Origin of the sequence: Arthrobacter sp. V1I9, assembly GCF_030817075.1 — a bacterium.
Classification (GTDB): Bacteria; Actinomycetota; Actinomycetes; order Actinomycetales; family Micrococcaceae; genus Arthrobacter.
Window position 1 is genome coordinate 558,330 of record NZ_JAUSYU010000001.1, and the last position, 25,850, is coordinate 584,179.

Here is a 25,850-nt window from a genome sequence, read left to right on the forward strand (position 1 = left end):
GCAGCATGCGGCTAGGCGTCCTCGATATCGGGTCCAACACTGTCCACCTCCTACTGGTGGATGCCCACCCAGGCGCGCGGCCAGTGCCGTTCGCCTCCCACAAGCGCCCGCTTTCCCTGGTCCAGTATCTGGAGGCGGACGGCAGCATCAGTGACGCGGGGCAGCACGAGCTCACCGAATTTGTGCTGGAAGCGTGGGAATTTGCGGCCCGGCACAAGGCCGAGGACCTGCTTGCCTTCTGTACCTCAGCCATCCGCGAGGCCACTAACGGCCCCGAGGTCCTGGCCCGGGTCAAGCACGAAACCACCGTGACGCTGCAAGAGCTTACGGGAAGCGAAGAAGCGTCCATGACATTCTTCGCCGTTCGGCGCTGGCATGGCTGGGGCGCCGGACCCATCCTGAACCTGGACATAGGCGGCGGTTCCTTCGAGATGGCCTTCGGCCAGGACGAACTGCCGGAGGTTGCCACGTCTGTGCCCTTGGGTGCGAGCCGGCTGACCCGGGACTGGCTGGCTGAGGACCCGCCGTCGGCCAAGAGTGTCAAAGAGCTGCGGCGCTACATCCAGGCCACCCTCAAGCCCGCCGTCCGGGAATTCGACGGGCTCGGCCGGGCCAACGTCGTTGCGGGAACCTCCAAAACATTCCGGTCGCTGGCCCGGATAGCGGGTGCCGCCCCCAGCGCTGCCGGCCCTTACGTCAAGCGCGACCTGCACGCCTCGGATCTTGGGGTCTGGGCACAGCGGATCTCGGCCATGAAAGCTGAAGACCGGCTCCATCTGCCGGGCGTTTCAGAAGCCCGTGCGCATCAGCTGCTGGCAGGTGCATTGGTGGCGGAGGCGGCGCTGGAGCTCTTCAAGTTCAAAAAGATCAAGATCTGCCCGTGGGCACTCCGCGAAGGCCTGATCCTGCGCCGCCTCGACCAGCTGGTGTTCTCCGGGCCCCTGGAGCCCGCCCCGCACGTTGCGCCGGCGGCCATCGAAGCTGCGGTCTGAAAAGAAAGCCACTGCTTACCGGTTCTTTCGCTGCTTAAACGCGGAAGCACCGGCGGCCGCGACAGGAAAATGGGGGAAAACCTGTTGCGTACGCCGGTGCCCGGGCAGGCATCCCCATGCCTGCCGCATCACTCGCACCCTCAATGAGGTAATAACTACATTAGGGACGCCACTTGTGAAGAAGCTGCATTCAACATGTGAGCCACCTGTGAACCCAATTTTTCGAGTTCCCCGTTACCGGGTTTCCGCCGCTTAACGGATTTCTGCACGGGCAGGGCCGAACTGCAATGATGGAGCCATGAGCAACCGAATCGCATTCCTTGGCTGTGGGTCCATGAACGAAGCCATCCTAGGCGGTCTGCTGGAAGCCGGGACGGACCCGGCTGACATCGTCGCCACCGTCCGTCGCGCCGAGCGTGCCGCGGAATTGGCGGAACGCCATCACGGCATCACGGCGATCGCCGGTGAGGAGGAGCCGGACAACAACAAGCAGGCAACCAAGGGGTCCGGCGTCGTGATTCTGGGTGTGAAGCCGGTTGGCATCACGGACCTGGCCAGGGAAATCAGCGACGCCCTCGCGCCGGATACAGTGGTGGTCAGCGTGGCCGCGGCGGTATCCATCGCCCAACTGGAAGCCGCGCTCCCCGCCGGCCAGCCGGTCATCAGGACCATGCCCAACACTCCTGCCAAGCTGGGCCGCGGCGTGGTGTCAGTCTCGCCGGGCTCCAACTGCACCCCCGAACAGCTCCAGAAGGTCAAGGGCATCCTGCAGGGTGCGGGAACCGTCGTCGAAGTTCCCGAGGAGCAGGTGGACGCGCTTTCGGCCATCAGCGGCTCAGGACCGGCCTACGCGTTCTACCTGGCCGAGGCCATGGCCGCCGCAGGCCGGGAGCTGGGCCTCGACGCCGAACTGTCCCTGCTCCTTGCCCGCGAGACCGTGGCGGGGGCCGGGTTTATGCTCGCCGAGCCGGGCGCCGATCCCTCGGCACTGCGCAAGGCGGTGACCAGCCCCAACGGCACCACGGAACGGGCCATCGCAACCTTCGACGAGCGGGGCATTCCGTCCATCATCGCTGCCGGTGCACGTGCTGCTGCGGACAGGGCCGCGGAGATCACCAAACAGCTCGGTTGACCTGGCCGAGCTTGCGAGGGTAGGGCCCAGTGGTCACGGGCGGGCGGCGAAGCGCTCCAGGAGGTCCACGTGCCCGGACACAATGAGCATGTCGCGGGAGGACACCTTGGTCTCCGGTCGGGCGTAGGTGAAGTCCTCGCCGGGCGACTTGACGCCCACGATTGTCACGCCGTACTTGGACCGGACCTTGGACTCGTCGAGGGTGAACCCGACTGTCTCGCGCGGCGGGTACATCTTTACAATGGCGAAGTCGTCGTCGAATTCAATGAAGTCCAGCATGCGCCCGGACACCAGGTGGGCTGCCCGGACACCGGCGTCGGCCTCAGGGTAAATGACGTGGTTGGCGCCGATGCGGGTAAGGATCTTGCCGTGCGAAGGTGTAATGGCCTTCACCCAAAGGTGCTCGATGCCAAGATCCACCAGGTTCACGGTGATCAGCACCGAGGACTCGATGGACGTGCCAACGCCCACGACGGCGGAGCTGAACTCCTGTGCGCCCAGCTGGCGGAGGGCGTCGATGTTGGTGGCGTCGGCCTCCACCACGTGCGTCAGGAGCGGCGCCCATTTCTGCACGAGGGTCCTGTCGCGTTCGATGGCCAGCACTTCACGGCCCTGCTTGACGAGCTGCTCAGCCGTGGAGGAACCGAAGCGGCCCAGCCCGATGACCAGCACCGGGGCATTGTGGGCGGGGCGCCTGGGAGCGTCTGGGGAACTAGCCAATGATGGGCCTCTCTTCGGGATAGTGGTACAACTGGCTGCGCTGGCGCAGGGTCAGGGCAGCGGCGAGCGTCACAGTGCCCACACGGCCGGCGAACATCAGGGCACTGAGGACATACACGCCCGACGGCGGCAGCTCGGCACTGAGGTTGGTGCTCAGCCCCACCGTGGCGAACGCGGAAATGGTTTCAAACAGCACCCGGTCCAGGGAAGCGCCGCTGATCTGCAGCAGGAGGAAGGCGGAGACGGACACCAGGGTGGCTCCGGCGACGATCACCGAGATGGCCACGCGCATGCTGCCCTGGGGGATGGTCCTGCCGTAAACCTTCACGTCTGCGTCGCCACGGGCTTCGGCGATGATGGCCAGGAACATCACGGCGATGGTGGTCACTTTGATGCCGCCCGCCGTCGAGGCTGAACCGCCGCCGGCGAACATCAGCGCGTCGGTCAGGAGCATGGTGGTGGACTCCATCTGGTTCTGGTCCACCAGGTTGAATCCGCCGGACCGCGTCATAACCGAAGCGAAGAGCGAATGCGTGATCTTCTCACCCAGGTCCATCCCGCCGATGGTCCGGGCGTTGTCCCACTCCATCAGCCCCCAGAGGAACGTGCCCGCGACCAGCAGGATCAGGGACACCTGGATGGTGAGCTTGGTGTGGAGGTTCCATTTCTTCCAGTTCAGGCCGTTCTGCTGGAGGACCATCACCACGGGGAAACCGAGGCTTCCCAGGAAGACGCCCAGCATCAGCGGAACCAGGATCCACAGGTCTGTCTCATAGGGAACGATGCCGTCCGAATGCGGGGTGAAACCGGCGTTGTTAAAGGAGGAAATGGCGTAGAAGATGCCGTGCCAGACGGATTGCCAGAACGGCTCGCCCAGGGTCAGGAACCTCGGGATGAGCGCCAGCGCGAGGATTCCCTCGATAACCACGGAGGTGGTGATAACGATCCGCAGCAGGGTACCCACTTCGCCGAGGCGGCCGGCGTTGTTCATGGATTCCGCGGCAATGATTTTTCCGCGAACACCGAGGCGTTTGCTCACCATCAGCGCCAGCAGCGACGCCAGGGTCAGGGTGCCGAGGCCTCCGATGAAGATGCCGATCAGGATTACGAGCTGGCCGAAGAAGGACCAGTGCACGGCCGTCGATACCACCGTCAGGCCCGTAACGCAGACCGCCGAGACGGCCGTGAACAAAGCCTGGTGGGGTGGTGTGACAATGCCGGCAGCGGAGGAGATGGGCAGGGACAGCAGGAACGTGAACACCAGGCAGACAGCAGCGAACGCACTCAGGGCAAGCCGGGCCGGCGACGTGTTGGCAATGTCGTCGATAAAATCGCGGATCCGCGTGAGAACCCAGAGGCCCTCCCGTTCCTGCGCGGCGGGATGCCAGCTGGCCGGAGTCCGGGGCCTCGACTGGCTTTGCGTCATGTGTGGCTTTTTCCTCGGTTGGTTTGCTTCCCTCAGTAGTAAACCACTTATGCCCGCGTAATGGCCGGGCGGGAAGGGCTGCAGGCTCGGGTAGCCTGTGATTGATGACATATCTGCCCGGTCTCAGCAAGCCCGCGCCGCCAACGACGGTGGTGTGGGGCGCTGACATGACTGCCTACAACTTCGGTCCGGGCCACCCCATGGCGCCCGAACGGATGGACCTCACGGCCCGCCTTGCCCAAAGCCTGGGACTTTTCGACCTTGAGCACCTCGCAGTGGCAGCTCCCGACGTCGCCACCGACGCCGAGCTGGAGTCCGTGCACTCGGCCGAATTCGTGGCCGCGGTCCGCAGGGTCAGTGAGGACCCGTACGCGACTGACGAGTCGCGCGGCCTGGGCACCGAGGACGATCCCGCGTTCGCCGGAATGCACGAGGCCGCCGCAAGGCTGGCAGGCGGCTCCCTGCTCGCCGCTTCCCGGATCCTGGACGGGTCTGCCCTGCACGCGGTGAACTTCGGCGGCGGCATGCACCATGCCGCCCGGGACAAGGCCAGCGGGTTCTGCATCTATAACGACGCGGCGCTTGCCGTGCAGAAGCTGCTCGATGGCGGCATCCGCAAGGTGGCGTACATCGATGTGGACGCCCACCACGGGGACGGGACGGAAAGCATCTTCTGGGACGATCCCCGGGTGCTCACCTTGTCCCTGCACGAAAGCGGACTCACCCTGTTCCCCGGTACCGGGTTCTCCAACGAAATCGGCGGACCCCGTGCTGAGGGGACTGCCGTTAACATCGCCCTGCCGTCAGGGACGAATGACGCCGGCTGGTTGCGTGCCTTCCACGCCGTGGTGCCGCAGCTGGTGGCAGCGTTCGAGCCCGAGGTGATCGTGAGCCAGCACGGCTGCGACTCGCACCGGACGGATCCGCTCACGCACCTTAACCTCAGCGTGGACGGGCAGCGGGAGGCGGCCACTGCCGTCGGGAACCTTGCGGCCCGTTACTGCGGCAACCGCTGGATTGCCACCGGCGGCGGCGGGTACAACGTACTGCACGTGGTTCCCCGGTCCTGGAGCCACCTGATTGCCATCGCCGCGGGCAGGCCGGTGCCGCTGCGGACCCCGGTGCCGGAGGACTGGCGGAGGTACGTCGAGGAGAAGTTCGGGGCCGAGGCGCCTGGACTGATGGGGGATGACGTGGAGCTCTGGTGGCGGTCCTGGGAAGTGGGGTTCGACCCCAACGACGCCGTGGACCGCACGGTTATGGCCACCCGCAAGGCAGTCTTTCCGATGCACGGACTGGACCCCTGGTTCGATTGAGGACCTCCTCTTCCTTATGCCCCTGACCGGCGAAATAGTTGATGCCTTTCGGGGCATATGTCGCTAGGGTAAGAGGCATGGTGACAGACGACGTATTTGCCGTCATTGCGGAATCGACCCGGCGGGATATCCTGACCTCCCTTCGTTCCGGAGACAAGGCAGTGGGGGAGCTCGTGGAGGAACTGGCGGCAAGCCAGCCCACCATTTCCAAGCACCTGAAGGTCCTGCGTGAAGCCCAGCTGGTGAGCATGCGGGCGCAGGGCCAGAAGCGCTACTACGCGCTGAACCGCAAGCCGCTGGAAGGGATCGCCAGCTGGCTTGAGACGTTCGACGTCGGCGCTGCGGCTCCCGCTCCGCAGTCACCGGCGGCTGTTGTCCCCATCCCGGACGGCGCCTCAGCGGCGCCTGCTGCTGAAACCACACGGGAAGACGTCACAGCTGATGCAGTCGCCGCCGACGCTGTCTCAGCCGGGGTGCTGGCACCGGACGGCACTGACCTGAGTCCCGCCGTCGTGATCCCTGGCGGAACAACCGCGCCTCTTAGTGATGACAGCGTGCCCCAGCAGATCGGCCGGACAGTGGGCCGCGCCGCCACCAAGGCGGCCGACCTGCTGGCGAACCTGCCCAACCTTCCCAAATTCGGCCGCAAAAAGTAGCCCCTTTACCCAACTGACTCGCAGATACCGACCCTAAATGGCTTTTTGGGTGCGTTGACTGCGAGTCAGGTTGGGGTGCGCCCTACTTGTCCAGCAGCCGCACGTGGTCCGGGGTCAGCTCGGAGATCTTGCTGACACCCAGCAGGGCCATGGTGCGGGCCATGTCCTTTTCGAGGATCTGGATGGTGCGGTCAACGCCCGCGCGGCCGCCGGCCATCAGACCGTAAAGGTAAGCGCGGCCGATCAGGGTGAAGTCCGCGCCGAGGGCAAGGGCTGCCACGATGTCCGCGCCGCTCATGATGCCGGTGTCCAGCATGATCGCGGCGTCGGTGTTGTCCGCGGTGAACGCCTGCTTGACCTCGGGGAGCAGGTGGAACGGGATGGGTGCCCGGTCCAGCTGGCGGCCGCCGTGGTTGGAGAGGATCACACCGTCTGCGCCATGATCCACCACCCGGCGGGCGTCTTCGACGGTCTGGATTCCCTTGACCACCAGCTTGCCCTTCCAGGTTTCGCGCAGCCAGTCCAGGTCCTCGAAGGTGAGGGTGGGGTCGAACATGGAGTTGATCAGGTCGGCCACGGTGCCCGTGTAGCGGGACAGCGAGGCGAACGTGAGCGGCTCGTGGGTGAGAAAGTTAAACCACCAGGCCGGGCGGTAGGACGCATCCAGGACGGTCTTGATGGTCAGCGCCGGCGGGATGGTCATGCCGTTGCGGACATCGCGGAGGCGCGCGCCGGCCACAGCCGTGTCCACGGTGACCATCAGGGTGTCATTGCCGGCTTTGGCCGCACGCTCGATGAGCTCAAGGGACCGGTCGCGGTCCGTCCACAGGTACAGCTGGAACCAGTTGCGGCCGTTCGGGGCGGCGGCGGCAACGTCCTCGATCGAGGCGGTGCCCATGGTGGAGAGGGTATAGGGGATCCCGGCAGCTTCGGCGGCCTGGGACCCGGCATACTCGCCTTCGGACTGCATCATCCGGGTGAAGCCGGTGGGGGCGATGCCCACCGGGAGGCGGGAAGGCTCGCCCAGGATCTCGGTGCTCAGGTCGATGGCGGAGACGTTACGCAGAATGCCCGGACGGAACTCGATGTCCAGGAAGGCCTGGCGGGCCCGGCGGAGCGTGATCTCCTCTTCGGCAGCGCCGTCCGTGTAATCAAAGGGTGCCTGCGGGGTGCGGCGCTTGGCGATGTCGCGCAGTTCCCACACGGTGCTGGCGCGCTTGAGCCGGGCTTCCTTGCTGAACTCCGGCTTCTTGAACTGCATCAGGGGAGCGAGGTCCGAGTACTTGGGGATACGGCGCTTCAAGGCGGCCGGCACGGCGGAAGCCGCAGCGCCGTGGCTGGTGGCTGCCGAAGGTGCGGACGTCGCAGGAATGGCCATGGCCTCCGGCGCCGAGGTGGCCTCGGGGTTGTTGGGCTGGATGGTGTGGGTCATGAGGTCCTCCGTCGGGCCGGTGGCAGGTCCAGCAATGCTCGGACCCTGCTGTGGTCTAACCACACTGTAGGCCATGTGGTCCGACCACATCAACTACTATTGCCACATGAAGACCCACCAGCTTGTTTTGACCTGGATTGAGAACGAGCTCTCCGAGGGACGGCTGGCCGTAGGCGGACGACTTCCAGCCGAGCGTTCGCTGGCCGAGCAACTGCAGGTATCACGGACCTCCGTTCGGGAGGCTATCCGGATACTGGAGGCCATGGGCGTGGTCCGGGCCGGCGTAGGGTCCGGCCCTGAGGCGGGGACGGTGGTTATATCGGATCCGACGGCGGCCCTGGGATCTGCGCTGCGGCTGCACGTCGCCACGCAGCACCTTCCCGTGGCGGACATCGTGGAGACGCGCGTGCTCCTGGAATCGTGGGCGGTGTCCCATGCCAGGCCTGACTCGCCGGAACTCGCCAGCGCTGCAAATCTCCTGGACGAGATGGAGGCGGAAGAGATAGCGGTGGAGGAGTTCCTCGCCCTGGACGTCCGTTTCCACCTGGCCCTCGCCGATGCCGCGGGCAATGCGGTGGTCAGCGCCATGATGGGATCCCTGCGCGAATCCATTACGGGCTACGCGTCCCTGCTTACCGGCAACCTGCCGGACTGGCACGCCACCGCGGCGCGGCTCCGTTCCGAGCACCATGGCATCCTTGCGGCAGTGCAAAGTGACGACGGCGAACGGGCGGCAAAGCTTGTGGCCGCGCACATCGAGGGGTACTACAAAGAGGCCGGGCTGGCTTCCGGAGGTCCGGAGCCAGCCCGGCCTTAGCGCGGTATTCCTGGCGGAGCGTTTTAGGTAAGCAGGAGCTGCTGACGGCGGTGCTCGCAGAAAGAGACCGCCGTGGGAGCGCGGACGACGTAGCTGATGGACTGTCCCAGTTCATCGACGTGCTCCTGAAGCCGCCGGCGCAGCGTTAGCCGACGGTTCGGGGGCTGGGTCAGCCGTGCACCGTTGAACGGGGGGCCTTGGCCGGGCCACTGCTGGCCCGCTCCTGGAGCCGCGGCTGGTACCGGCTGCCGGGCGCGTCATTCTCTTCCTTGCGGATCAATGCGCGAAGCTGTTGCCAGGCCTGCTCGCCCAGTTCCGTGATGGGGACGGCTGCTGTGGTGAGGGCAGGGGTGGTGTACCTGGCAAAGGGGATGTCATCGAATCCGGTCACCGAAATGTCGCCCGGAACGTCGACGCCGCGTTCGTGCAGCCCGCTCATCAGCCCCATTGCCACCAGGTCATTGAAGGCAAGGATCCCGGTGGCGCCGCTTTCCAGCACGGCATCCACGGCTTCATGCCCGGTGTCGAAGTCCGAACCGCCCTCAAGCATCCGGACATCCACCTGCGGATGGGCAGCCCTAAAGGCCTCCAGGCCCTGAAGCCGCATGCCGTTCGAGGCGCTTCGCGGCGGGCCGGCCAAAAATGCCAGGCGGGTGTGGCCCAGGTCCACCAAGTGCTCTGCGAGGTCCTGCACGCCCTGCCCGTAGTCCACCACCAGGCTGGGTACATTCGGGGCCGCAGTGGTGCGGTTTATGAGCACCAGGGGGTGGAGCGACGGCGCAATCTCTTCCAATTCAGCGTCGCTCATGCGCGGGGCGCAGAGGACCAGGCCGTCGCACCGGCGCCGGGCTTCGCCGGCGAGGATGGTTTCTTCGCTGGATACCTCGAACGAGTCTGCGATCAGAACGCGGTAACCATCCTGGGCGGCGGCCCGGCTCAGGCCGCGAAGAATTGCCTGGAACGTGGGGTTTGCAAGGTCCGGCACCACAATACCGATTGTGTCGGTTTTGCCCAGGGCAAGGCTGCGGCCCACCGGATTGGGCTGGTACTTCAACTCCGCCGCTGCGGCCCGGACACGGGACGCGATGTCCGGGTCCACAGTGAAGTTGCCGTTCATCACCCGGGATACTGTCGCGTGGGACACCCCAGCCTTGACCGCAACATCTGCGATCCCAATCCTGCCGGTTGCCGATCTCCTGGCCATGGTGGTCCCTTCCGTAGCGCGGCGGGGCCTTGCCCTGCGCTTTGTGCTGCCCGCTGGCAGGTTCTTGCCGCCTTTGCCCGACGGGTACTGAGACAAAGCATATACCGGCGCGGGAAAGCGATTTCTATTGTTTTCCCAAGTTTTCCCGGAACTTTCTGCCTCAAGCAGCACACTTCCCCCGGTTAAAGAGTAGAAAACGCTTTCTCTCAACGCTGATAATGGTTGACGGATGCCCGTCCAGGTTGGTACAAATCTAATAGCCACCTGAGAAAACGCTTTCTTAGGCAGGTGCACCCGTGCACCGAATGTCGAACGTCAGAGGCCGCCGGCGCGGCCGGGTAACAGCTTTCGAAAGGGACCCTCATGGTCAACACAGCCGAGTCACGTACTGCTGCAGGGGCGGCTGGAACTGCCGCAGACACCGCCACCGCTGTCCGTGCCGCAGGACGCGGCGGTAAAGCGCGCATCGCCTTGATCGGCACCGGCGGCCGCTCCGAGATGTACATCCGCGCCATCTTGGGCAAGCACGCAGACACCGCCGAACTGGTGGCGTTCTCGGACGTCAACCCGGGCCGCGTGGAGTTCTACCAGAAGCTTATCCAGGAACTCGGCGCACCAGGACCCGTCGCGTCCTTTGATCCTGCCGACCTCACCGCCTTCATCCAGGACAACACCATCGACCGCGTTGTGGTGACTACGCCGGACTACACCCACGCCGACTACATCGTTGAGGCACTGCGCGCAGGTGCCGACGTCGTCGTCGAAAAGCCCCTCACCATCGACGCCGAGGGCTGCCGCCGCATCTCGCAGGCCGTCCATGAAACCGGCCGCAACGTAGTGGTCACCTTCAACTACCGCTACTCGCCGCGCAACAGCGCCCTCAAGGAAATCATCCAGAGCGGCGTGATCGGCAAGGTCACCTCCATCGACTTCAGCTGGGTCCTGGACACTGTTCACGGCGCGGACTACTTCCGCCGCTGGCACCGCGAGAAGAAAAACTCCGGCGGCCTGCTGATCCACAAGGCCTCCCACCACTTCGACCTCGTCAACTGGTGGATCGACGACGTCCCCGAGCGCGTGTTCGCCTCGGGCGGCCTGAAGTTCTACGGCGACAAGAACGCTGCAGAGCGCGGCCTTGGCCCCCGCCCCGAACGCGGTACGCCGGACGCCGGTGCACCGGCCACCGCCGAAAAGGACCCGTTCACCCTGGACCTGCGGGAAGATGAGCGCCTTAAGGCGCTGTTCCTGGACAACGAGCACTACGACGGCTACCGCCGCGACCAGGACGTTTTCACCGAAGGCATCACCATCGAGGACAACCTCGCGCTGGTAGTGGAGTACCAGGGCGGACCGCGCCTGAGCTACTCCCTGAACGCCCACAGCCCCTGGGAGGGCTACCGCGTGGCGGTCAACGGAACCGAAGGCCGCGCCGAGCTGGAGGTTGTGGAACGCGCCGCCGTCGAATCCAGCACGGACAAGAAGACCGTGGTGGATCCGAGCGCAACCCCCATCGAAGAGGATGACGCCATCCGCCGCAACGGCGAACGCCTCGTGGTCCAGCGCCACTGGGAAGCCGCCTACGAAGTGCCGATCGTCAACGGCGAAGGCGGCCACGGCGGCGGCGACGAGCTCCTCCTGTCCGATCTCTTCAACGGCCCGGGCGAGGATCCGCTGGGACGCCCCTCCGGCTACCTTGACGGGCTGCGTTCCGTCTCGGTGGGCATCGCCGGCAACCGCTCCCTTGAGTCCTCCCTACCCGTGCGCATCGAAGACCTGGACCTCGGCGTCGACCTCCGACGCGGCAACTGACGCACGGCCCAAAAGGAAAACACCATGAGCAAAATCTTTGTCACAGGCGGCTCCGGCCGCCTGGGCCGCAGCGTTGTGGCCGGACTCGCCGGAAAGGGCCACCACGTCATCTCGGTGGACCGCGACGCCGTCCCGGCGGACCAGCTGCCGGCCGGCGTCGTGCAGGAAACTGCCGACCTCCTGGCCCCGGGCGAGGCGCTCCGCCTCCTCCGGCAAACCACGCCCGACGCCGTTATCCACCTCGCGGCGATAGCGGTACCGTTCAGTGCTCCCGAGGACGTCATTTTCGCCACCAACACGCGGCTCGCCTTTGCCGTGGTCAGTGCGGCGACCGAAGTCGGCGTGCAGAAAATCGTGACCGCCAGCAGCCCCACCGTGCTGGGCTACGGTTCACCCGCGGGCTGGCTTCCGCCGTCATTCCCGCTGGATGAGCGGACCCCGCCAAAGCCGTGGAACGCGTACGCTCTGTCCAAGCTCATTGCGGAGCAGACCGTGCAAACATTCGCTGCCGCCCAGAGCGAAAAGATCCGCTATGCGGCGTTCCGCCCCTGCTTCGTGATCTCGCCGGAGGAATGGGAAGGGGCGCCAACGCAGCAGGGCCACACCCTTGCTGAACGGCTGGCAGATCCCGCCCTGTCCGCACCCGCGCTGTTCAACTACGTGGATGCCCGGGACGTAGCGGACTTCCTGGACCTGCTGCTGGACAAGATGCCGTCCATCCCTAACGGGGAAACCTTTTTCGTCGGAGCCGCGGACGCCCTTGCCACCGCGCCCCTGGCGGAACTGATGCCGCAATTCCTGCCCGGCAGCGAGGCCATCAGCGCAGGACTCACTGGCACCAGCCCGGCGTTCTCCATTGCCAAGGCACAGGAACTCCTGGGTTGGCACCCCACGCGCAGCTGGCGCACCGAACTCAAGTCCCACCCCACCCTCAACGACGAGAACTCCGCGCTGATCAGTGCCGGCAGCGGAGCCAAGGAGACACCATGAAATTCGACGGCGTACTGTTCTTTCCCGTCACCCCCTTCACGGCCGAAGGTGCCGTTGACGTGGAACTGCTCAAGGAGCACATCAGCTCCCGGCTTCCGTTCGGGCCCGGCGGCGTTTTTCCCGCCTGCGGCACGGGCGAATTCCACGCCCTCAGCATTGAGGAGGTCAGCACGGTAGTGACGGCCGCCGTCGAGGTTGTTGCCGGAAAAGTACCCGTAGTAGCCGGAGCCGGCGGACCGCTGGGCCACGCCATGGCAGCGGCCCGGGCAGCCGAAGAGGCCGGCGCCGATGCGCTTCTGGTGCTGCCGCCGTACCTGGTGACCGGCCCCACCGACGGCCTCGTGGCCTACATCGAGGCCGTCGCCGGTGCCAGCAGCCTGCCGGTGATCGTCTACCACCGCGGCAACGCCAAGTTCACCGCAGCCTCGATGGCACGCCTGGCCGCCAACCCCAAGGTCATCGGCTTCAAGGACGGACTAGGCGATGTTGGGCTGGCCCAGGAAATCGTGTCTGCCGTGCGTGCCACCGGACGCGAGGACTTCGCCTTCTTCAACGGCCTGCTGACCGCCGAACTGACCCAGGGCGCCTACCGCGGCCTCGGCATCCCGCTCTACTCCTCGGCCGCCTTCGCGATGGCCCCGGAGATTGCCAAGGCCTACTACGACGCGTACGTGGCCGGCGACGAGGACCGCCGCAACGCCCTGCTCGAAGGTTTCTACGCACCGCTGGTCCGCCTCCGTGACCAGACCCCCGGTTTCGGCGTTTCGCTGATCAAGGCGGGCCTGCGCCTGGGCGGCCTGCCGGTGGGCCCCGTGCGCCCGCCGCTGGTGGATCCGACCGAGGAGCAGCTGGTGCAGCTGAAGGCCATCCTCGCCAGGGGCTACGAGCTGGCTGGCCGTTGATGAGTGCCCCCGCAGCTGTTGCTGTCCGCACCATCCCGCGCATCACGGGCCTTTCCACCCGGCTCATCACGGTTCCGCTGCGGCGCAGCTGGGGTGCTGAGGCGCCGGAAAACCATGTGATCGTCACGGAAATCAGAACGGACGACGGCGGCGCGGGGCATGGTTTCTCCTGGACGCCCACCATCGGGCCGCAGGCCGTCAAAGCACTGCTGGACTATGACATCGCGCCGTTCGTTTCCGGGTTGCCCGCCAACCCGGAGACGGTCTGGGACGCACTGTGGAAACGGCTGCACGAGGCCGGCGGCGGGGGACTGACCACCATCGCGATGGCCGGGGTGGATTTGGCGCTGTGGGACCTGCAGGCTTCCCGCGCCAATACCTCCGTCACCGGATTCCTGGGGCACCGCCAGGAATCCGCGGAGGTGTACGGCTCCGGGGTTAATCTGCACTACACCCTGGAAGAACTGGTGGCCCAAACCGAGCGGTGGGTTGCCGCCGGGCACCCGGCGGTGAAGATCAAGGTGGGCAAACCGGACATCCGCGAAGACGCCGAACGCGTGGCCGCGGTCCGCTCCGTCCTGGGGCCGGACCGGAAGCTGATGATCGACGCGAACCAGCGCTGGGACCTGCCCACCACGCTCAAAGCCCTGGACGTCCTGTCCGGGTTCGGCCTGGAGTGGCTCGAGGAACCCATCCGCGCGGACGACCTCTGGGCCTACCGCAGGCTCCGCAAGCACTCGCCCGTGCCGATCGCCCTCGGTGAAAACCTGCACACCATCTACCGCTTCCGGGATTTCATAGAAGCGGAAGCAGTGGACATCATCCAGCCGAACATCATCCGGGTGGGTGGCATCACACCGTTCCGGAGGATTGTTGAACTCGCCCGGACCAACAGCATCAAGGTAATGCCGCACCTGCTCCCGGAGCTGTCCGGCCAGCTGGCCCTAACGCTCGCCGAGCCCACATTGGTGGAGGACGTGGAGGAGGCATCCTTCGAGCAGCTGGGGATCCTGGCCGGCCCGTCACCGGTCCGGTTCAGCGACAGCCGGGTGACACTCACGGACCAGCCAGGGCTCGGCTTCCGGTTTCACGACGCACCGTAAGAACGTACATCCACAGAACAGGTACTCCACGTGACAACTGCAACCCTTTCCCTGTCCGAGCTCACGGCCGCCGCCACGGAAGCAGCCAAAATTTCCGCAGCGGCCACCGACGCTGAACGCGCCGCCTGGCTGACCGCTGTGGCTGATGCGCTGGATGCCAACGCCGCAGAATTGGTGGAGCTTGCCGATTCCGAAACCAGTCTGGGGGCACCCCGCCTCACCGGCGAAGTGGCCCGGACAACCGGCCAGCTGCGCCTGTTCGCGCGCGTCATCACGGAGGGGTCCTACCTCGAAGCCGTGATCGACCACGCGAACCCAAGTTCCACACCGCCCAAGCCGGACCTCCGCCGCATCCTGCGGCCCATTGGTCCTGTGGCGGTTTTCTCCGCGTCCAACTTCCCGTTCGCCTTCTCGGTGGCTGGCGGAGACACCGCCTCTGCCCTGGCCGTAGGGTGCTCAGTGATCGTCAAGGCCCACTCGGGCCACCTGCGGCTCTCTGAACGGACCGCCGGGATTGTGGCGGAGGCATTGCGTGGCGCTGGAGCGCCGGAGGGGCTCTTCGCCCTGGTCAGCGGCCGTGAGGTGGGAACCGCACTGGTGCAGGATCCCGCCATCAAGGCAGTGGGCTTCACCGGTTCCATCCCCGGTGGCCGTGCCCTCTTTGACCTGGCCACGTCGCGCCCCGAGCCCATCCCGTTTTACGGTGAGCTTGGCAGCCTGAACCCGGTGGTTGTCACCGAGGCAGCACTGGCGGAGCGCTCAGGGCAACTGGCGGAGGGCCTGGCAGGATCCTTCACCCTTGGCGCCGGACAGTTCTGCACCAAGCCCGGCCTGGTCTTCACTCCGGCCGGGACCGACTTCGCGGCGAAAGTGGCAGCAGCCAGCAAGGACAAGCCTGCCCTCGGCATGCTGACCAGCCGGATCGCCGAGGCGTACCCGGACGGCCTGCGCAGCTTCGCTTCCGTCGAGGGCGTGGACGTGGTCAGCGGCAGCGTGGACCAGGATGCAGTATCCGACGGAGCCGCCCCTGTGGTCTTCTCCACCTCCGCCGCGAAGGTCCTGGAGCGTCCCGAGGAACTGCTGGAGGAGTGCTTCGGTCCCACCACCATGCTGATCGAATACACGGACCAGGAGGAGCTCGCCGAGGTCCTGGCCAAGGTGCCCGGCAGCCTCACGGCCACGGTGCACGCCCAGCCGGGCGAGGACGTCAGCGCGCTCGTCGATCAGCTGTCCAACCTCGCCGGGCGTGTACTCTTCGACGGTTGGCCCACGGGCGTGGCCGTCAACTGGGCACAGCAGCACGGCGGCCCCTACCCGGCCACCACCTCGCTGTTCACCTCTGTGGGCGCGACGGCGGTGCGCCGGTTCCAGCGTCCGGTCGCCTACCAGGATGCCCCCGAGGCGGTCCTGCACCCGGCACTGCGCGAGAGCAACCCGCTGGGCATTCCGCGCCGCGTCGATGGGGAACTGCAACTTCCGTAGAACGCCCGCTCAGATGATGTCGTCTCAAGCGAAACGCTCTCTCAGACGATGTCGTCTCAAGCGAAACGCTCTCTCCGTTAAGGCCGGGCTTACGGCCATAGCTGAGAGAGCGTTTTGTGTTTGGCGGCAGGATGTGAGCGAGCGTCGTACCTGCCTACAGCTGGAGGGTGGCAGGCCGCGCGAGTCCGTTGACCGTAGTCGAGGGCCACCGGGGATCCACGGTGAGGACCTGCAGGCCCGATTCCGTGAGCTGGACAGTGTCCTCGATTTTGACACCGGGCCCCGACGGGTTCCACGTGAAGGCCTGGTTCACCACCACCGCGTCAGTTGCGGCTGCGGTGACGCGGGGGTCGCGGCCTGCGTAGCCGGCGGGCCCGCCCTGATGGTGCTGTTCCCACTGTTCGGCACCGAAACCATGCCGGGTGTAGGCAGCCTGGATCTCATTGAAGATCCGGTTCAGCCGGGCGCCGGGGACCGTAGCGTCGAAGATGTCGGCCTCTACTGCTGCGATCCGGGCCTCGGCGTCGCGCTCTTCGGGAGTGCCGGCGTCGAACCTCACCCAGCGGGTGATGTTGGCAACCAAGCCGTCCCTGCGGGCGCACACCACGGCCATGGCGCGGCGGCCAAGGGGCGAGTGGGTGGCCAGTGGATGCCGGAAGTCGCTCCGGCTGCTGCCGTTGCACAGCAGGACCAGCGGCTCTGCGCCGGCGGCGACAACCCGGGCGGCGAGGGCGGATACCAGTTCGAATTCGGTGGTTTCCGGCCGGGCCGTGGAGAGAACGTCCGTCATGATGGCCGCGACGTCGGCGCTGAGGCGGGCGTAGCGGGCGCTCTCAGCAGGGAGCAGCTGCTGGCGGGCCGCGCGCAACTCAGCAACTACTGCTGCTTCGGCCAGCGGCGCGGCGTCGTTTCCGGCAGTGCCGACGGCGGCCGCCGCCTCGTGGAGGTTGCCGTACCAGGGCACCGAATGGAGGGAGACGCCGGAGGGCAGTTCCTCGGCGGCGATGCGGCCGGCTTCATTGTTGAAGGTGACCAGGTGGTCGCCATCGTGGTCCACGAGGACCGCCGCGATGGGATCGCCGGCCAGGCTGATATGCACGCGGCTGCCGTCCAGGTACCAGGTCAGCGCCGTGTGGGTGGTGAGCAGCAGGGAAGCCTGGTCCTTGGCATCGAGGATGTCCAGGACACGGCGCCGCTTGATGGCGCGGTCCTCCGGGGAGGCCGGTGCCACCCTACCTGAAAGCAATACGTTGTCTACTGTTGTCTGGCTCATGAACGGTTCCCCTGCCGGTTAATCAATGCTTCGATGTCTGCTGTGCCCAGGATGCCGTCGGCCACAAAAACGGTGATGCTGCGCTGCACGGGAGTACCCGGTTCAGAGATGACCGGGGTATCCCAGGCCAATGACTGTCCAACTCCCGGATAGCCGTCCACCCGGACGAACCAGGGGTCGGTGGAGCCTTCCGCCGCCACAAAAATGAGGGTGGCGCTGCCGCCTGGAAACTCGCCCGCCCAGGCGAGCCAGGGTGTTAGGGAGCCGTGCACCTCGGATTCGCCGGCGCCGGCCGGCGTCCATACTGCGGCACCGTCACAGGCGGGCAGCCGCCAGAAGAATCCGCCGTACCCGCCTTCGTGGCGGCCATTGGAGCCGGGGCTGCCCAGGCTGACGGGCTGGTCACCGGCGGGGGAGAGGGCGAAGTCCAGGGATAGCTGCCAGGCGGACGAGCTGACGCTGGACCACGTCCAGGTCCGGTCCTCAACCAGGATCGGAGAGCCGCCGGGCCGGTTCCAGCTCAAGGTTTCCTGCAGCCGGCCGGCCGGGCCGCCTGACCGGGCGTCCGTTTCTTCAACAGACGTTCCGGTATTGCTGATGCTGCCGTGGTCCGAGCGCCAGACGTACTGCCCGGCTTCACGGGTGTAGGTGCGGCCGCCCCAGAAGTTGATGCCGTCCACGTCCTGCAGCGCGACGCCTGCGCCGAGGTGCCACACGTGGTCCAGTGGCTGGTGGTCCGTCACAACGGCGCCGTTGAGGGTCCGGACGGGGTGCAGGTAGGGCCGCGGCGACGAAACGTCCCGGATCCGGCGGCCGTCCTGGTAATCGGCAACGGCTTTGCCGTCTACGGTCAACGTGCGGACGGGCGGGAGTTTCCGTGCCCAGGGCACCCCTAGTTCGGCGAAGGTGGCCTGGGCCTTGGCGGCGCGTTCCATCAGGGGGCCGATGCCGTGGACTATTGGATGGGCGTCGTCGCCCTCACCTTCCCACGTGATGTAGTCCGCGCTGATGAGCTGCGGTGCCGGTGCAGTGCGGATGGCCTCCAGCACTGTGGTGAACGCGCCGGTGTCCGGAAGTGAGCAAAGCAGCGGGGCACCAGTGGAGCGGGCGTCCAACAGATTTTCCAGCAGGTCTGTGCGGCCGAACGTCTGCCGGCGCTCGCCGTCGGCTGTGCTGATGAACACCTCGTCCTCCGTATAGAAGAGTGTGATCTCGCCGCGGGTGCCGTGCACCGTGACGGAGGGATTCTGTTGTTCGGGTGCGCACAGCGTCAGCCCGCAGAGCAACGTGGTGCCCCCGGTGGTGCGGACGCGGATGATGGAGGTGTCGTCACTCTGGGTCTCATGGGCGCGGTACAGATCCGTCTCCACTGACTTAACGTCCGCGAGCGTGTGTGCCCCCGCCATCTGAAGGGCAGTGGCAACCGCGTGGGCCAGGGCGTTTGTTGCAACGCCGTCCAACACGTCGATGCCGTCCAGGCTGCGCTTTCCTGCCCACCGGGATCGCTTGAAGTAGGCCTTGCTGCGCACCCACTGCCCTCTGGCGCTCAGGCCGAGGACGTCCCCGATGCCGCCGGACTCCACCAAGTTCCTGATGGCCGGCAACGCGTGCGACCCCAAGCTTTGAAAGCCCACCTGGACCAGCCGCCCTGAAGCCTCGGCCGCGGCCAGCACCTCCTGGAACTGGGCGAGGGACGCCACCGGCGGCTTCTCAACATAAACGTCCTTGCCCGCTGCCAACGCGGCAAGGGCAAGGGGAGCATGCGTCTGGATGGGGGTGGCAAGAATTACGACGTCGACGCCGGGCTCCGCTGCCAGCAACTGTGCCAGGTCATCGAAGACGGCAACCGACCCCGCCAGCCGTCCCTCCGCCGGCGGGTTGGGGTCCGCCACCGCCGTCAGTTCCAGCGCACCGGCTGCCTCAAGCCGAGCCAGGTTGGCAAGGTGGCGTTCGCCGAATCCGTGGACGCCTACCAGGGCTATCCGCGGAACTGCTGCCGGGTCAGTTGCTGGCGCCGGATGGCCAGCCGGGAGGGGGCTGTTCTCCGCGGTGGCGGCTTGCTGAAACATCAGGAGGTTCCTCGAGGGCTGAAGGTGGTTTGGACGTTGGGAGTGCCGGCAGCTGCCGGGCTGGGTGGGGCCGCCTGCTTGCCGTGCAGCGTGCCGGACAGGAAGTGGAGCGCTTCCTCCTGCATGTCGGCCGTGAAAACGTGGCCGCCCGGCCAGAAGCTTCCGGTGTAGCTTCCGGGGCGGTGCAGCGACTCCAAGGTGCGGTGGGCGTCGCGCATGCCGATTTCGGGAAAGAGTTCATCGGCCAGGGCGAATTGCACCAGCAGTCCGCGGGCCCCTGATCTTGCCGTGAGCTCCGGCCAGTCACCGAGCCGCCACAGCCCAGGAGTCTGCAGCAGCCAGGAATGGGCGTCCAGGTGGGCGGGAAGCAGCGACTGGAAAGTGGTCATCATGCACGTCACCACGTAGCTGCGGATCCGTGGGCTCAGGGCAGCAAGAGCCAGGGAGCGGCCGCCGCCACCGGAAAAACCGATGCAGCCCAGCCGGTCCTGGTCCACGCCGGGCAGCCCGGCGAGGATTTCCAGGGCAGCCAGGTCATCGTGGGCCACCATGCCGGCCAGGCTGGTGCCCAACAAGCCGGCGGTCTTGGCCACGGTTTCCTCGTGGAATGCGGCGGCGGCGTTGTATTCGACAGCATCGGAAGGCACGACGCCGTCCTCCCGCCACTGCGCCTGCCTTGCCTCCAGCGCTGCCGCGGTCCGCCACGGCGGAACCGAAAGGTCGAAGCGGCGGCTGCCCCAGGCGAAGGTGTCGTGCGCGAGGACGGCAAAACCCTGCCGGGCCACCTCGGTGGCGAGGGCACGGCCGTCGTAGTGGCCTGCCCGCGCGTTTTCCGCCGACGGGTGGGATTCCGGGAGCTCCACCAGCCGGTCGGCGCCGCCGAACTTGTTGCCCCCGTGGCAGTGCAGGGCAAGGACACCGGGCAGGGCGCCGGGAACGCCGGCCGGCCTGATCAGCCAGCCAGTAGTGCGGGGGCCGAAGCCCAGCTGCCAGCTGAGCTGTGAGGTGGTGACGCCGTCGTACGTCTCCTGCCAGTGGACCGTTACCTCTGGCCGCTGCTGCGCACCCGGTACCCCAAGCGCGTCCGCAAGTTCCTGCGCCGCCGGGGTTGCTCCCTTGTACCGGGGGTGCTGCTGGACGTAGGGAGGCCAGTCGTCGTAGCCGGCGATCGCGCTGGGCCGCGGCGGCCGTGCGTCATTGGTCAGTTCGATATCACGGCTCACTGGCCTGCCTCCTTTTCCCTTTGATAGTGCGAAATTGGCTGTGTGCGTGGGGTTAGCCGAGGTTCGAGTTGACCTCTTGGATGAAGCCCTTGGCGGCGTCCCGCGGGGAGATCTTCCCGAACAATACGTCCGTGTTGAGCCGGTTGAGGACCTCCATGGTGGCGGATGACCCGGCGGGGAAGGGCAGTGGCGGTTCGATCTTTAGTTCAGCGATGCGGTCCAGGTACTCAGCTTCCTTCTGCTGGGACTCCTTCAGCAGGGGAGTGATGGCCGCCTTGAGCTCGGTGTTGGCGGGCATGCCACGGTCGCTCTTGATCCTGGTGGCGGCGTCAACGTTGTTCACCAGGTAGTTGATGAACATGGCTGCTTCCTTGGGGTGCGCCGACTTGGACGAGATGGCGTATTCCATGGAGGACCGCAGCCAGGTGCCGGGTTGCTTGTTCTCGCCAGGCAGTTTCATCATGACCAGTGGTGAACCGGAGTAGGAATTCATCTGGTTGCTCCAGGAGATCTTCATTCCTTGCTTGCCTTGGCCCATGAGGGTCATCTCGGGCTGGGCTGATCCGTCTTCCACGGTTTGGGAGGCGGAGGGTGCGCCGCCGGTTTCCATGAGCTTCTTGTTCAGCTCGAACCACTCGGTGGCGGTGTCCTCGCTGATGCCGAGCTTTTTGCCGTCGTCGGTGTAGAGGTCCTCGCCGTGCTGGCGGGCCCAGGCGGCCAGGAATGAGTCGTTGGCCATGGGGGTTGTGCCGAAAGTACCGACAGGGGACTTCTTGGTGATTTCGGCGGCGATGTCCGCGTAGTCGTCCCAGGTCCACGTCTCGTCATCGGGCAGCTCAACTCCAGCGGCCTCGAAGACCTTTGGATCGATCACCATGGACATGGAGTTAACGCCGGCGGTGATGGTGTACTGCTTACCGTCAATCTTTCCAAGATCCACTGTGCCCTCGGCAAACTTTGACGTGTCGATCTGGTCCTTGACCTTGTCGAGGTCCAGCAGCACACCCCGGCTCGCGTACTCGCTGGGGTAGGCGCCGCTCATGGCGAAAACGTCGGGGGTGGTGCCGCCGGCGATCTGGGTGGCCATCTTGTCCCAGTAGGAACTGAACTCGGTGTTTTCTCCCTGGACCTTGATGGTGGGGTTCGCGGCTTCGAAGTCCTTGATGACTTCGAGGGTGGTCTTGGCACGGGAATCGTTGCCCCACCAGGCGAAGCGGATGGTGACGGATCTTCAACCGTCCCCACCTTGCCGGCTTCCGGGCTGCTGTTTCCGCAGCCGGTCAAAACCAGTGCCAGCGCAGCTGTTGCCCCTGCGACTGCCATTGATGACTTTTTGAGACTCAACCTCATTGTCCTGCCCCTCAGTAAGTGATCTACCTTGAAGTGACGCTCGTTACAGAAAGCGCTTTCTCAAAAACTAACAAAGGGCTATACAAGAGTCAAGAAACCGTTTACTTTGGTACGGAGCCGCTTTTGAATCCGAACCACCGACAGGTGGAAGATCGGATGATCGCCTCTCCTGGTCCGCTTCTGACGGAAGCACGGCCGGAGCGCGCACGTCCCTCATCGCTCCGGCGATACCAACACGTGGAGGCCACGATGACCAAAGGAGACCACATGGCCGCTAAACACATACCCAGGGCACCGCGCCCGGCTGGACAGCCGGCTGCAGCGGGCCTGCTTCACGGAACGGGGTTGCCGCAGTGAGTGCCATCAGCGAACTCAGCTCGATATCCCGGCGGAAGGGCAAGGCCACCGCCGAAGAGAAGAAGGCGAACAGTCGCGACAACAAGGCGGCCTATATCTTCCTGCTGCCGTGGCTGGTGGGCCTCATTGCCATCACCATCGGTCCGATGCTCATGTCCCTTTACTTGTCCTTCACGGACTACAACCTCCTCCAGCCCCCGGAGTGGGTCGGGTTGGATAACTTCACCCGGATGCTCTCGGACGCGCGGCTGCACAACTCGCTCGGCGTGACCTTCACCTATGTATTCGTCGGTGTTCCGCTCCAGCTAGCTGTGGCGCTGCTGATCGCCCTCGTCCTGGATAAGGGCCTGCGCGGTCTGCCGTTTTACCGCTCGGTGTTCTACCTGCCGTCCCTCCTGGGCGGATCGGTCGCCGTGGCCATCCTATGGAAGCAGATCTTCGGCACAACCGGCCTGGTCAACCAGGTCCTGGCGATGTTCGGCATCCAGGGTCCGGGCTGGATCTCAGACCCCAGCACCGCTCTTGGCTCCATCATCCTGCTCCACGTCTGGACCTTCGGGGCCCCCATGATCATCTTCCTGGCCGGCCTGCGCCAGATCCCCACCATGTATTACGAGGCCGCGAAGGTCGACGGCGCCACAACCCTCCAGCAGTTCTGGCGTATCACCCTGCCAATGCTGAGCCCCATCATCTTCTTCAACCTGGTACTGCAAATCATCGGTTCGTTCCAGTCGTTCACCCAGGCGTTCATCGTCTCCGGCGGTAACGGCGGGCCCTCGGACTCCACCATGTTCTTCACCCTGTACCTGTACCAAAAGGGGTTCGGCCAGTTCGACATGGGGTACGCGTCCGCCATGGCCTGGCTCCTGCTGGTAATCATCGGCATCTTCACCGCCATCAACTTCATCGCTTCTAAGTATTGGGTTTTCTATGACGACTAAGCTTGAGACGCTGCCCACCCCGGAGAAGAAGTCTGCCGACGCGGGCAAGCCAACGAACCGCAAGCCCAAAGTCAGGGAGTCCCGGGGCACCCTGGCCTTCAGCAAGGCGCAGCGCAGCAAAGCGCTGATGAAACATGCAATCCTGATCCTGGCCGGCGCACTGATGATCTACCCGCTGCTGTGGATGGTGGTTTCCTCGCTGCGGCCCAACGAGCTGATCTTCCGCGAGCCCGGCCTCTGGCTGAACAGCCTGGAAATGAGCAACTACACCTCCGGCTGGTCCGCCCTGACCCACCCCTTCGGCCACTACATGATCAACTCCGCGATCGTGGTGATCGGATCGATCCTGGGCAACCTGATTTCCTGCTCAATGGCCGCGTACGCCTTCGCACGGCTGCAGTTCACCGCCAAGAAGCTGCTGTTTGGCATCATGTTGCTGACCATCATGCTTCCGTTCCACGTGGTGATCGTGCCGCAGTACATCCTGTTCTCGCAGATTGGCTGGGTGAACACCTTCTGGCCGCTGATCGTGCCCAAGCTCCTGGCGACGGAAGCGTTCTTCGTCTTCCTGATGGTCCAGTTCATTCGCGGCATACCCAAGGACCTCGACGAGGCCGCCCGTATCGACGGCGCCGGGCACCCGCGCATCTTCCTGCGGGTCATCCTGCCCCTGATGGTGCCGGCCTTGGCCACCACCACCATCTTCACCTTCATCTGGACCTGGAACGACTTCTTCGGCGCCCTGATCTACCTGACGGATCCCGATATGTTCACCGTCCCGGTGGCGCTGCGGGCCTTCGTCGATTCGCAGTCCGCCACGAGCTGGGGATCGCTGTTCGCGATGTCCATCGTGTCCCTCCTGCCGGTATTCCTGGTCTTCCTCTTTGGTCAGAGGTTCCTCATCAAGGGCATCGCGACCACCGGCATCAAGTAGCCTCCGCCGCTCGCGCTCGCTGTTTGTGCTGCAGGGGAATGGCTTTTGGTGAGACGGCCCGTCCGCTGGCGGGCCGTCTCCGCCGTTACGAAAGAGTCATCAAAAACTTCTTGTAATACAAGTTCAGCACTTGTAGCATTAGGTTCAGAAAGCGGTTTCCCGCTTCCCCTCCTGCTCTTGGTTTTATTCCCCAACATCCCCGCACCTGATCAACCAGCACCATGATCAAAGAAGATCGGAGTATCCAGTGCCGCTTTTTTCCCGCCCTGCGTCTGCTGCCAAGCTATCGGCAGAGACACCCTCCACGGGCGCACGCCGTCCGCTGCGTAAGACCGGCCTCGTAGCAGCGGCCGCCGCCGTCGTAATGGCCCTTAGTGCCTGTGGCGGGGGAGCCGCTTCGGAAAGCGCTGATGGTCCCGTTGAACTGCGGTTCTCCTGGTGGGGCGGCGACAAGCGTGCCCAGCTGACCCAGGAAGCCATCAAGCAGTTCGAAGCTGAAAACCCCAACATCAAGATCAAGCCCGAGTTCGGCGACTGGAGCGGCTACTGGGACAAGCTCGCCACCCAGGTGGCAGCAAACGATGCCCCGGACATCATCCAGATGGACGAGAAGTACATTACCGAGTACTCCAGCCGCGGCGCCCTTCTTGACCTCTCCAAGTACGAGATTGACACCTCCAAGCTCGACGAAGCGGCACTCAACGCCGGCAAGAGCGAGGACGGGCTGACCGGCATTGCGGCAGGCATCAACGCCGCCACCATCCTGGCCAACCCGAAGGTATTTGAAGCTGCCGGTGTTCCGCTGCCCGATGACTCCAAGTGGACCTGGGACGACTTCGAACGGATCGCCTCCGAGATCACGCAGAAGTCCCCGAAGGGTACTTACGGCGCCGCCGCCTATGGCACGGATGAGGCTTCGCTTGGCGTTTGGCTCCGCCAGAACGGCAAGTCCCTGTACACCTCCGAGGGCAAGCTGGGCTTTGAGCCGAGCGACATCTCCGAATGGTGGGAATTCCTGAAGCAGCTCAGCCAGAACAAGGCAGTTCCCACGGCATCCGAGGTGGTGGAAGCTGAAGCTGCCCCGCTTGACCAGTCCGGGCTCGCCACCGGCAAGAACGGCATGGCGTTCTGGTGGTCCAACCAGGCTCCTGCTTTGGAAAAGGCATCCGGCGCTGACCTGAAGATCCTGCGGTTCCCCACCAAGACCGGATCCTCCGCTGATGCCGGACTTTGGTACAAGGCATCGCAGTTCTGGTCAGCCTCCTCACGCACCAAACACCCTGAGGAAACCGCCAAGTTCATCAACTTCCTCACCAACAACGTCAAAGCCGGCGAAACCCTCCTGGCCGATCGCGGCGTTTATCCGAACTCGGACGTCCGGACAGCCATCGAATCCAAGCTGACCCCTGCCGACGTCAAGGTGGTCAAGTTCATCGACCAGATCAAGGATGAGCTCGGTGAGGCTCCCGCCCCGCCGCCGAAGGGTGCCGGCGCAATCCAGGAAATCATCAAGCGCTACACCTCCGAGGTTCTCTTCGAACGACTCTCCACGGAGGAAGCAGGCAAGAAGGCACACGCCGAGATGGCGTCCGCTATCAGCAGCTAGATTTCAGGCCGCCAACAACACGACTCTGGACGACTTGGGAGGAAGGCTCCTCCACCCATAACGTCCGACGGCGGGTGGCAGCTCCGTCCCGGTGGGAACCTTTGGTTCCTCCCGGG

The 25,850-nt window shown here is 65.2% G+C and carries 21 protein-coding genes; 13 read left to right on the top strand and 8 right to left on the bottom strand.

Annotated features, from left to right (window positions below):
- The first annotated feature begins 5 nt into the window (after positions 1-5).
- Positions 6-992, top strand: a complete 987-nt coding sequence (locus QFZ70_RS02640; RefSeq protein WP_307093965.1) for a Ppx/GppA phosphatase family protein — start codon at positions 6-8, stop codon at positions 990-992.
- A 298-nt stretch (positions 993-1,290) separates the two neighbouring features.
- Positions 1,291-2,124 (top strand): pyrroline-5-carboxylate reductase, encoded by an 834-nt coding sequence (proC, locus tag QFZ70_RS02645; protein WP_307093966.1) that lies wholly within the window; start codon positions 1,291-1,293, stop codon positions 2,122-2,124.
- Between the two features lie 33 nt (positions 2,125-2,157).
- On the opposite strand, the gene QFZ70_RS02650 is transcribed toward proC, so the two are convergent.
- Together QFZ70_RS02650 and QFZ70_RS02655 are read right to left on the bottom strand one after the other, a co-directional pair.
- Positions 2,158-2,796: a TrkA family potassium uptake protein gene (locus tag QFZ70_RS02650; protein WP_172801511.1), complete on the bottom strand. Its 639-nt coding sequence runs from the start codon at positions 2,794-2,796 to the stop codon at positions 2,158-2,160.
- Positions 2,797-2,836: 40 nt separating this feature from the next.
- Positions 2,837-4,270, bottom strand: coding sequence for a TrkH family potassium uptake protein (locus QFZ70_RS02655; RefSeq protein ID WP_307093967.1), 1,434 nt, complete (start codon positions 4,268-4,270; stop codon positions 2,837-2,839).
- A gap of 104 nt (positions 4,271-4,374) precedes the next feature.
- On the opposite strand from QFZ70_RS02655, the gene QFZ70_RS02660 reads away from it, so the two are divergent.
- A complete protein-coding gene (locus QFZ70_RS02660; protein WP_307093968.1) occupies positions 4,375-5,586 on the top strand; it encodes an acetoin utilization protein AcuC in 1,212 nt (403 codons plus the stop codon).
- A 77-nt stretch (positions 5,587-5,663) separates the two neighbouring features.
- The gene (locus QFZ70_RS02665) at positions 5,664-6,242 is read left to right on the top strand and encodes a helix-turn-helix transcriptional regulator (RefSeq protein WP_307093969.1); all 579 of its coding nucleotides are present in this window, start codon (positions 5,664-5,666) and stop codon (positions 6,240-6,242) included.
- Positions 6,243-6,324: 82 nt separating this feature from the next.
- Here QFZ70_RS02665 and QFZ70_RS02670 read toward each other — a convergent pair whose 3' ends face one another.
- The gene (locus QFZ70_RS02670; RefSeq protein ID WP_307093970.1) at positions 6,325-7,674 is read right to left on the bottom strand and encodes an alpha-hydroxy acid oxidase; all 1,350 of its coding nucleotides are present in this window, start codon (positions 7,672-7,674) and stop codon (positions 6,325-6,327) included.
- A gap of 106 nt (positions 7,675-7,780) precedes the next feature.
- On the opposite strand from QFZ70_RS02670, the gene QFZ70_RS02675 reads away from it, so the two are divergent.
- Complete coding sequence (locus tag QFZ70_RS02675) at positions 7,781-8,491, top strand: FadR/GntR family transcriptional regulator (protein ID WP_307093971.1); 711 nt, start codon at positions 7,781-7,783, stop codon at positions 8,489-8,491.
- 169 nt (positions 8,492-8,660) lie between these two features.
- Here the strand turns inward: QFZ70_RS02675 and QFZ70_RS02680 are convergent, their stop codons facing one another.
- Positions 8,661-9,695, bottom strand: a complete 1,035-nt coding sequence (locus QFZ70_RS02680; protein ID WP_307093972.1) for a LacI family DNA-binding transcriptional regulator — start codon at positions 9,693-9,695, stop codon at positions 8,661-8,663.
- A 363-nt stretch (positions 9,696-10,058) separates the two neighbouring features.
- Between QFZ70_RS02680 and QFZ70_RS02685 the strand changes: the two genes are divergently transcribed.
- The 5 genes from QFZ70_RS02685 to QFZ70_RS02705 are packed head-to-tail and all read left to right on the top strand — an operon-like array spanning position 10,059 to position 15,981.
- The gene (locus tag QFZ70_RS02685) at positions 10,059-11,504 is read left to right on the top strand and encodes a Gfo/Idh/MocA family oxidoreductase (protein ID WP_307093973.1); all 1,446 of its coding nucleotides are present in this window, start codon (positions 10,059-10,061) and stop codon (positions 11,502-11,504) included.
- 24 nt (positions 11,505-11,528) lie between these two features.
- A complete protein-coding gene (locus tag QFZ70_RS02690) occupies positions 11,529-12,494 on the top strand; it encodes an NAD(P)-dependent oxidoreductase (RefSeq protein ID WP_307093974.1) in 966 nt (321 codons plus the stop codon).
- Complete coding sequence (locus QFZ70_RS02695) at positions 12,491-13,396, top strand: 5-dehydro-4-deoxyglucarate dehydratase (RefSeq protein WP_307093975.1); 906 nt, start codon at positions 12,491-12,493, stop codon at positions 13,394-13,396. Before QFZ70_RS02690 ends, QFZ70_RS02695 begins: the two co-directional genes overlap by 4 nt.
- Complete coding sequence (locus tag QFZ70_RS02700; RefSeq protein WP_307093976.1) at positions 13,396-14,499, top strand: mandelate racemase/muconate lactonizing enzyme family protein; 1,104 nt, start codon at positions 13,396-13,398, stop codon at positions 14,497-14,499. Before QFZ70_RS02695 ends, QFZ70_RS02700 begins: the two co-directional genes overlap by 1 nt.
- 30 nt (positions 14,500-14,529) lie before the next feature.
- Entirely contained in the window at positions 14,530-15,981 is a 1,452-nt protein-coding gene (locus tag QFZ70_RS02705; RefSeq protein WP_307093977.1) for an aldehyde dehydrogenase (NADP(+)), read from the top strand.
- Positions 15,982-16,135: 154 nt separating this feature from the next.
- Here the strand turns inward: QFZ70_RS02705 and QFZ70_RS02710 are convergent, their stop codons facing one another.
- Genes QFZ70_RS02710 through QFZ70_RS02725 form a run of 4 tightly spaced genes read right to left on the bottom strand, consistent with a single transcriptional unit; the run spans position 16,136 to position 21,765 of the window.
- The gene (locus QFZ70_RS02710; RefSeq protein WP_307093978.1) at positions 16,136-17,254 is read right to left on the bottom strand and encodes a Xaa-Pro peptidase family protein; all 1,119 of its coding nucleotides are present in this window, start codon (positions 17,252-17,254) and stop codon (positions 16,136-16,138) included.
- The gene (locus QFZ70_RS02715) at positions 17,251-19,323 is read right to left on the bottom strand and encodes a DUF6807 family protein (protein WP_307093979.1); all 2,073 of its coding nucleotides are present in this window, start codon (positions 19,321-19,323) and stop codon (positions 17,251-17,253) included. Before QFZ70_RS02715 ends, QFZ70_RS02710 begins: the two co-directional genes overlap by 4 nt.
- Positions 19,323-20,546, bottom strand: coding sequence for an acetylxylan esterase (locus QFZ70_RS02720; protein ID WP_307093980.1), 1,224 nt, complete (start codon positions 20,544-20,546; stop codon positions 19,323-19,325). The genes QFZ70_RS02715 and QFZ70_RS02720 overlap by 1 nt, the downstream gene beginning before the upstream one ends.
- 52 nt (positions 20,547-20,598) lie before the next feature.
- On the bottom strand, positions 20,599-21,765 hold the full coding sequence (locus QFZ70_RS02725; RefSeq protein WP_307097778.1) for an ABC transporter substrate-binding protein: 1,167 nt from the start codon (positions 21,763-21,765) through the stop codon (positions 20,599-20,601).
- A 484-nt stretch (positions 21,766-22,249) separates the two neighbouring features.
- Here QFZ70_RS02725 and QFZ70_RS02730 point away from each other — a divergent pair, with 484 nt between their 5' ends.
- The 3 genes from QFZ70_RS02730 (at position 22,250) to QFZ70_RS02740 (ending at position 25,734) form a co-directional block, all read left to right on the top strand.
- The gene (locus QFZ70_RS02730; RefSeq protein ID WP_307093981.1) at positions 22,250-23,194 is read left to right on the top strand and encodes a carbohydrate ABC transporter permease; all 945 of its coding nucleotides are present in this window, start codon (positions 22,250-22,252) and stop codon (positions 23,192-23,194) included.
- On the top strand, positions 23,184-24,128 hold the full coding sequence (locus tag QFZ70_RS02735) for a carbohydrate ABC transporter permease (RefSeq protein WP_307093982.1): 945 nt from the start codon (positions 23,184-23,186) through the stop codon (positions 24,126-24,128). The genes QFZ70_RS02730 and QFZ70_RS02735 overlap by 11 nt, the downstream gene beginning before the upstream one ends.
- 247 nt (positions 24,129-24,375) lie before the next feature.
- Positions 24,376-25,734 carry an ABC transporter substrate-binding protein gene (locus QFZ70_RS02740; RefSeq protein WP_307093983.1) on the top strand — a complete coding sequence of 453 codons (1,359 nt, stop codon included), beginning with the start codon at positions 24,376-24,378 and terminating at the stop codon, positions 25,732-25,734.
- Positions 25,735-25,850: the final 116 nt, after the last annotated feature.

Excerpts from the sequence above, each read along its gene's own strand:
- QFZ70_RS02670 (WP_307093970.1), bottom strand. The coding sequence starts at position 7,674 with ATGACCCACACCATCCAGCCCAACAACCCCGAGGCCACCTCGGCGCCG.
- QFZ70_RS02700 (WP_307093976.1), top strand. The coding sequence starts at position 13,396 with ATGAGTGCCCCCGCAGCTGTTGCTGTCCGCACCATCCCGCGCATCACG.
- proC (WP_307093966.1), top strand. The coding sequence starts at position 1,291 with ATGAGCAACCGAATCGCATTCCTTGGCTGTGGGTCCATGAACGAAGCC.
- QFZ70_RS02690 (WP_307093974.1), top strand. The coding sequence starts at position 11,529 with ATGAGCAAAATCTTTGTCACAGGCGGCTCCGGCCGCCTGGGCCGCAGC.
- QFZ70_RS02640 (WP_307093965.1), top strand. The coding sequence starts at position 6 with ATGCGGCTAGGCGTCCTCGATATCGGGTCCAACACTGTCCACCTCCTA.
- QFZ70_RS02675 (WP_307093971.1), top strand. The coding sequence starts at position 7,781 with ATGAAGACCCACCAGCTTGTTTTGACCTGGATTGAGAACGAGCTCTCC.
- QFZ70_RS02680 (WP_307093972.1), bottom strand. The coding sequence starts at position 9,695 with ATGGCCAGGAGATCGGCAACCGGCAGGATTGGGATCGCAGATGTTGCG.
- QFZ70_RS02710 (WP_307093978.1), bottom strand. The coding sequence starts at position 17,254 with ATGAGCCAGACAACAGTAGACAACGTATTGCTTTCAGGTAGGGTGGCA.
- QFZ70_RS02665 (WP_307093969.1), top strand. The coding sequence starts at position 5,664 with ATGGTGACAGACGACGTATTTGCCGTCATTGCGGAATCGACCCGGCGG.
- QFZ70_RS02655 (WP_307093967.1), bottom strand. The coding sequence starts at position 4,270 with ATGACGCAAAGCCAGTCGAGGCCCCGGACTCCGGCCAGCTGGCATCCC.
- QFZ70_RS02735 (WP_307093982.1), top strand. The coding sequence starts at position 23,184 with ATGACGACTAAGCTTGAGACGCTGCCCACCCCGGAGAAGAAGTCTGCC.
- QFZ70_RS02660 (WP_307093968.1), top strand. The coding sequence starts at position 4,375 with ATGACATATCTGCCCGGTCTCAGCAAGCCCGCGCCGCCAACGACGGTG.
- QFZ70_RS02685 (WP_307093973.1), top strand. The coding sequence starts at position 10,059 with ATGGTCAACACAGCCGAGTCACGTACTGCTGCAGGGGCGGCTGGAACT.
- QFZ70_RS02695 (WP_307093975.1), top strand. The coding sequence starts at position 12,491 with ATGAAATTCGACGGCGTACTGTTCTTTCCCGTCACCCCCTTCACGGCC.
- QFZ70_RS02715 (WP_307093979.1), bottom strand. The coding sequence starts at position 19,323 with ATGTTTCAGCAAGCCGCCACCGCGGAGAACAGCCCCCTCCCGGCTGGC.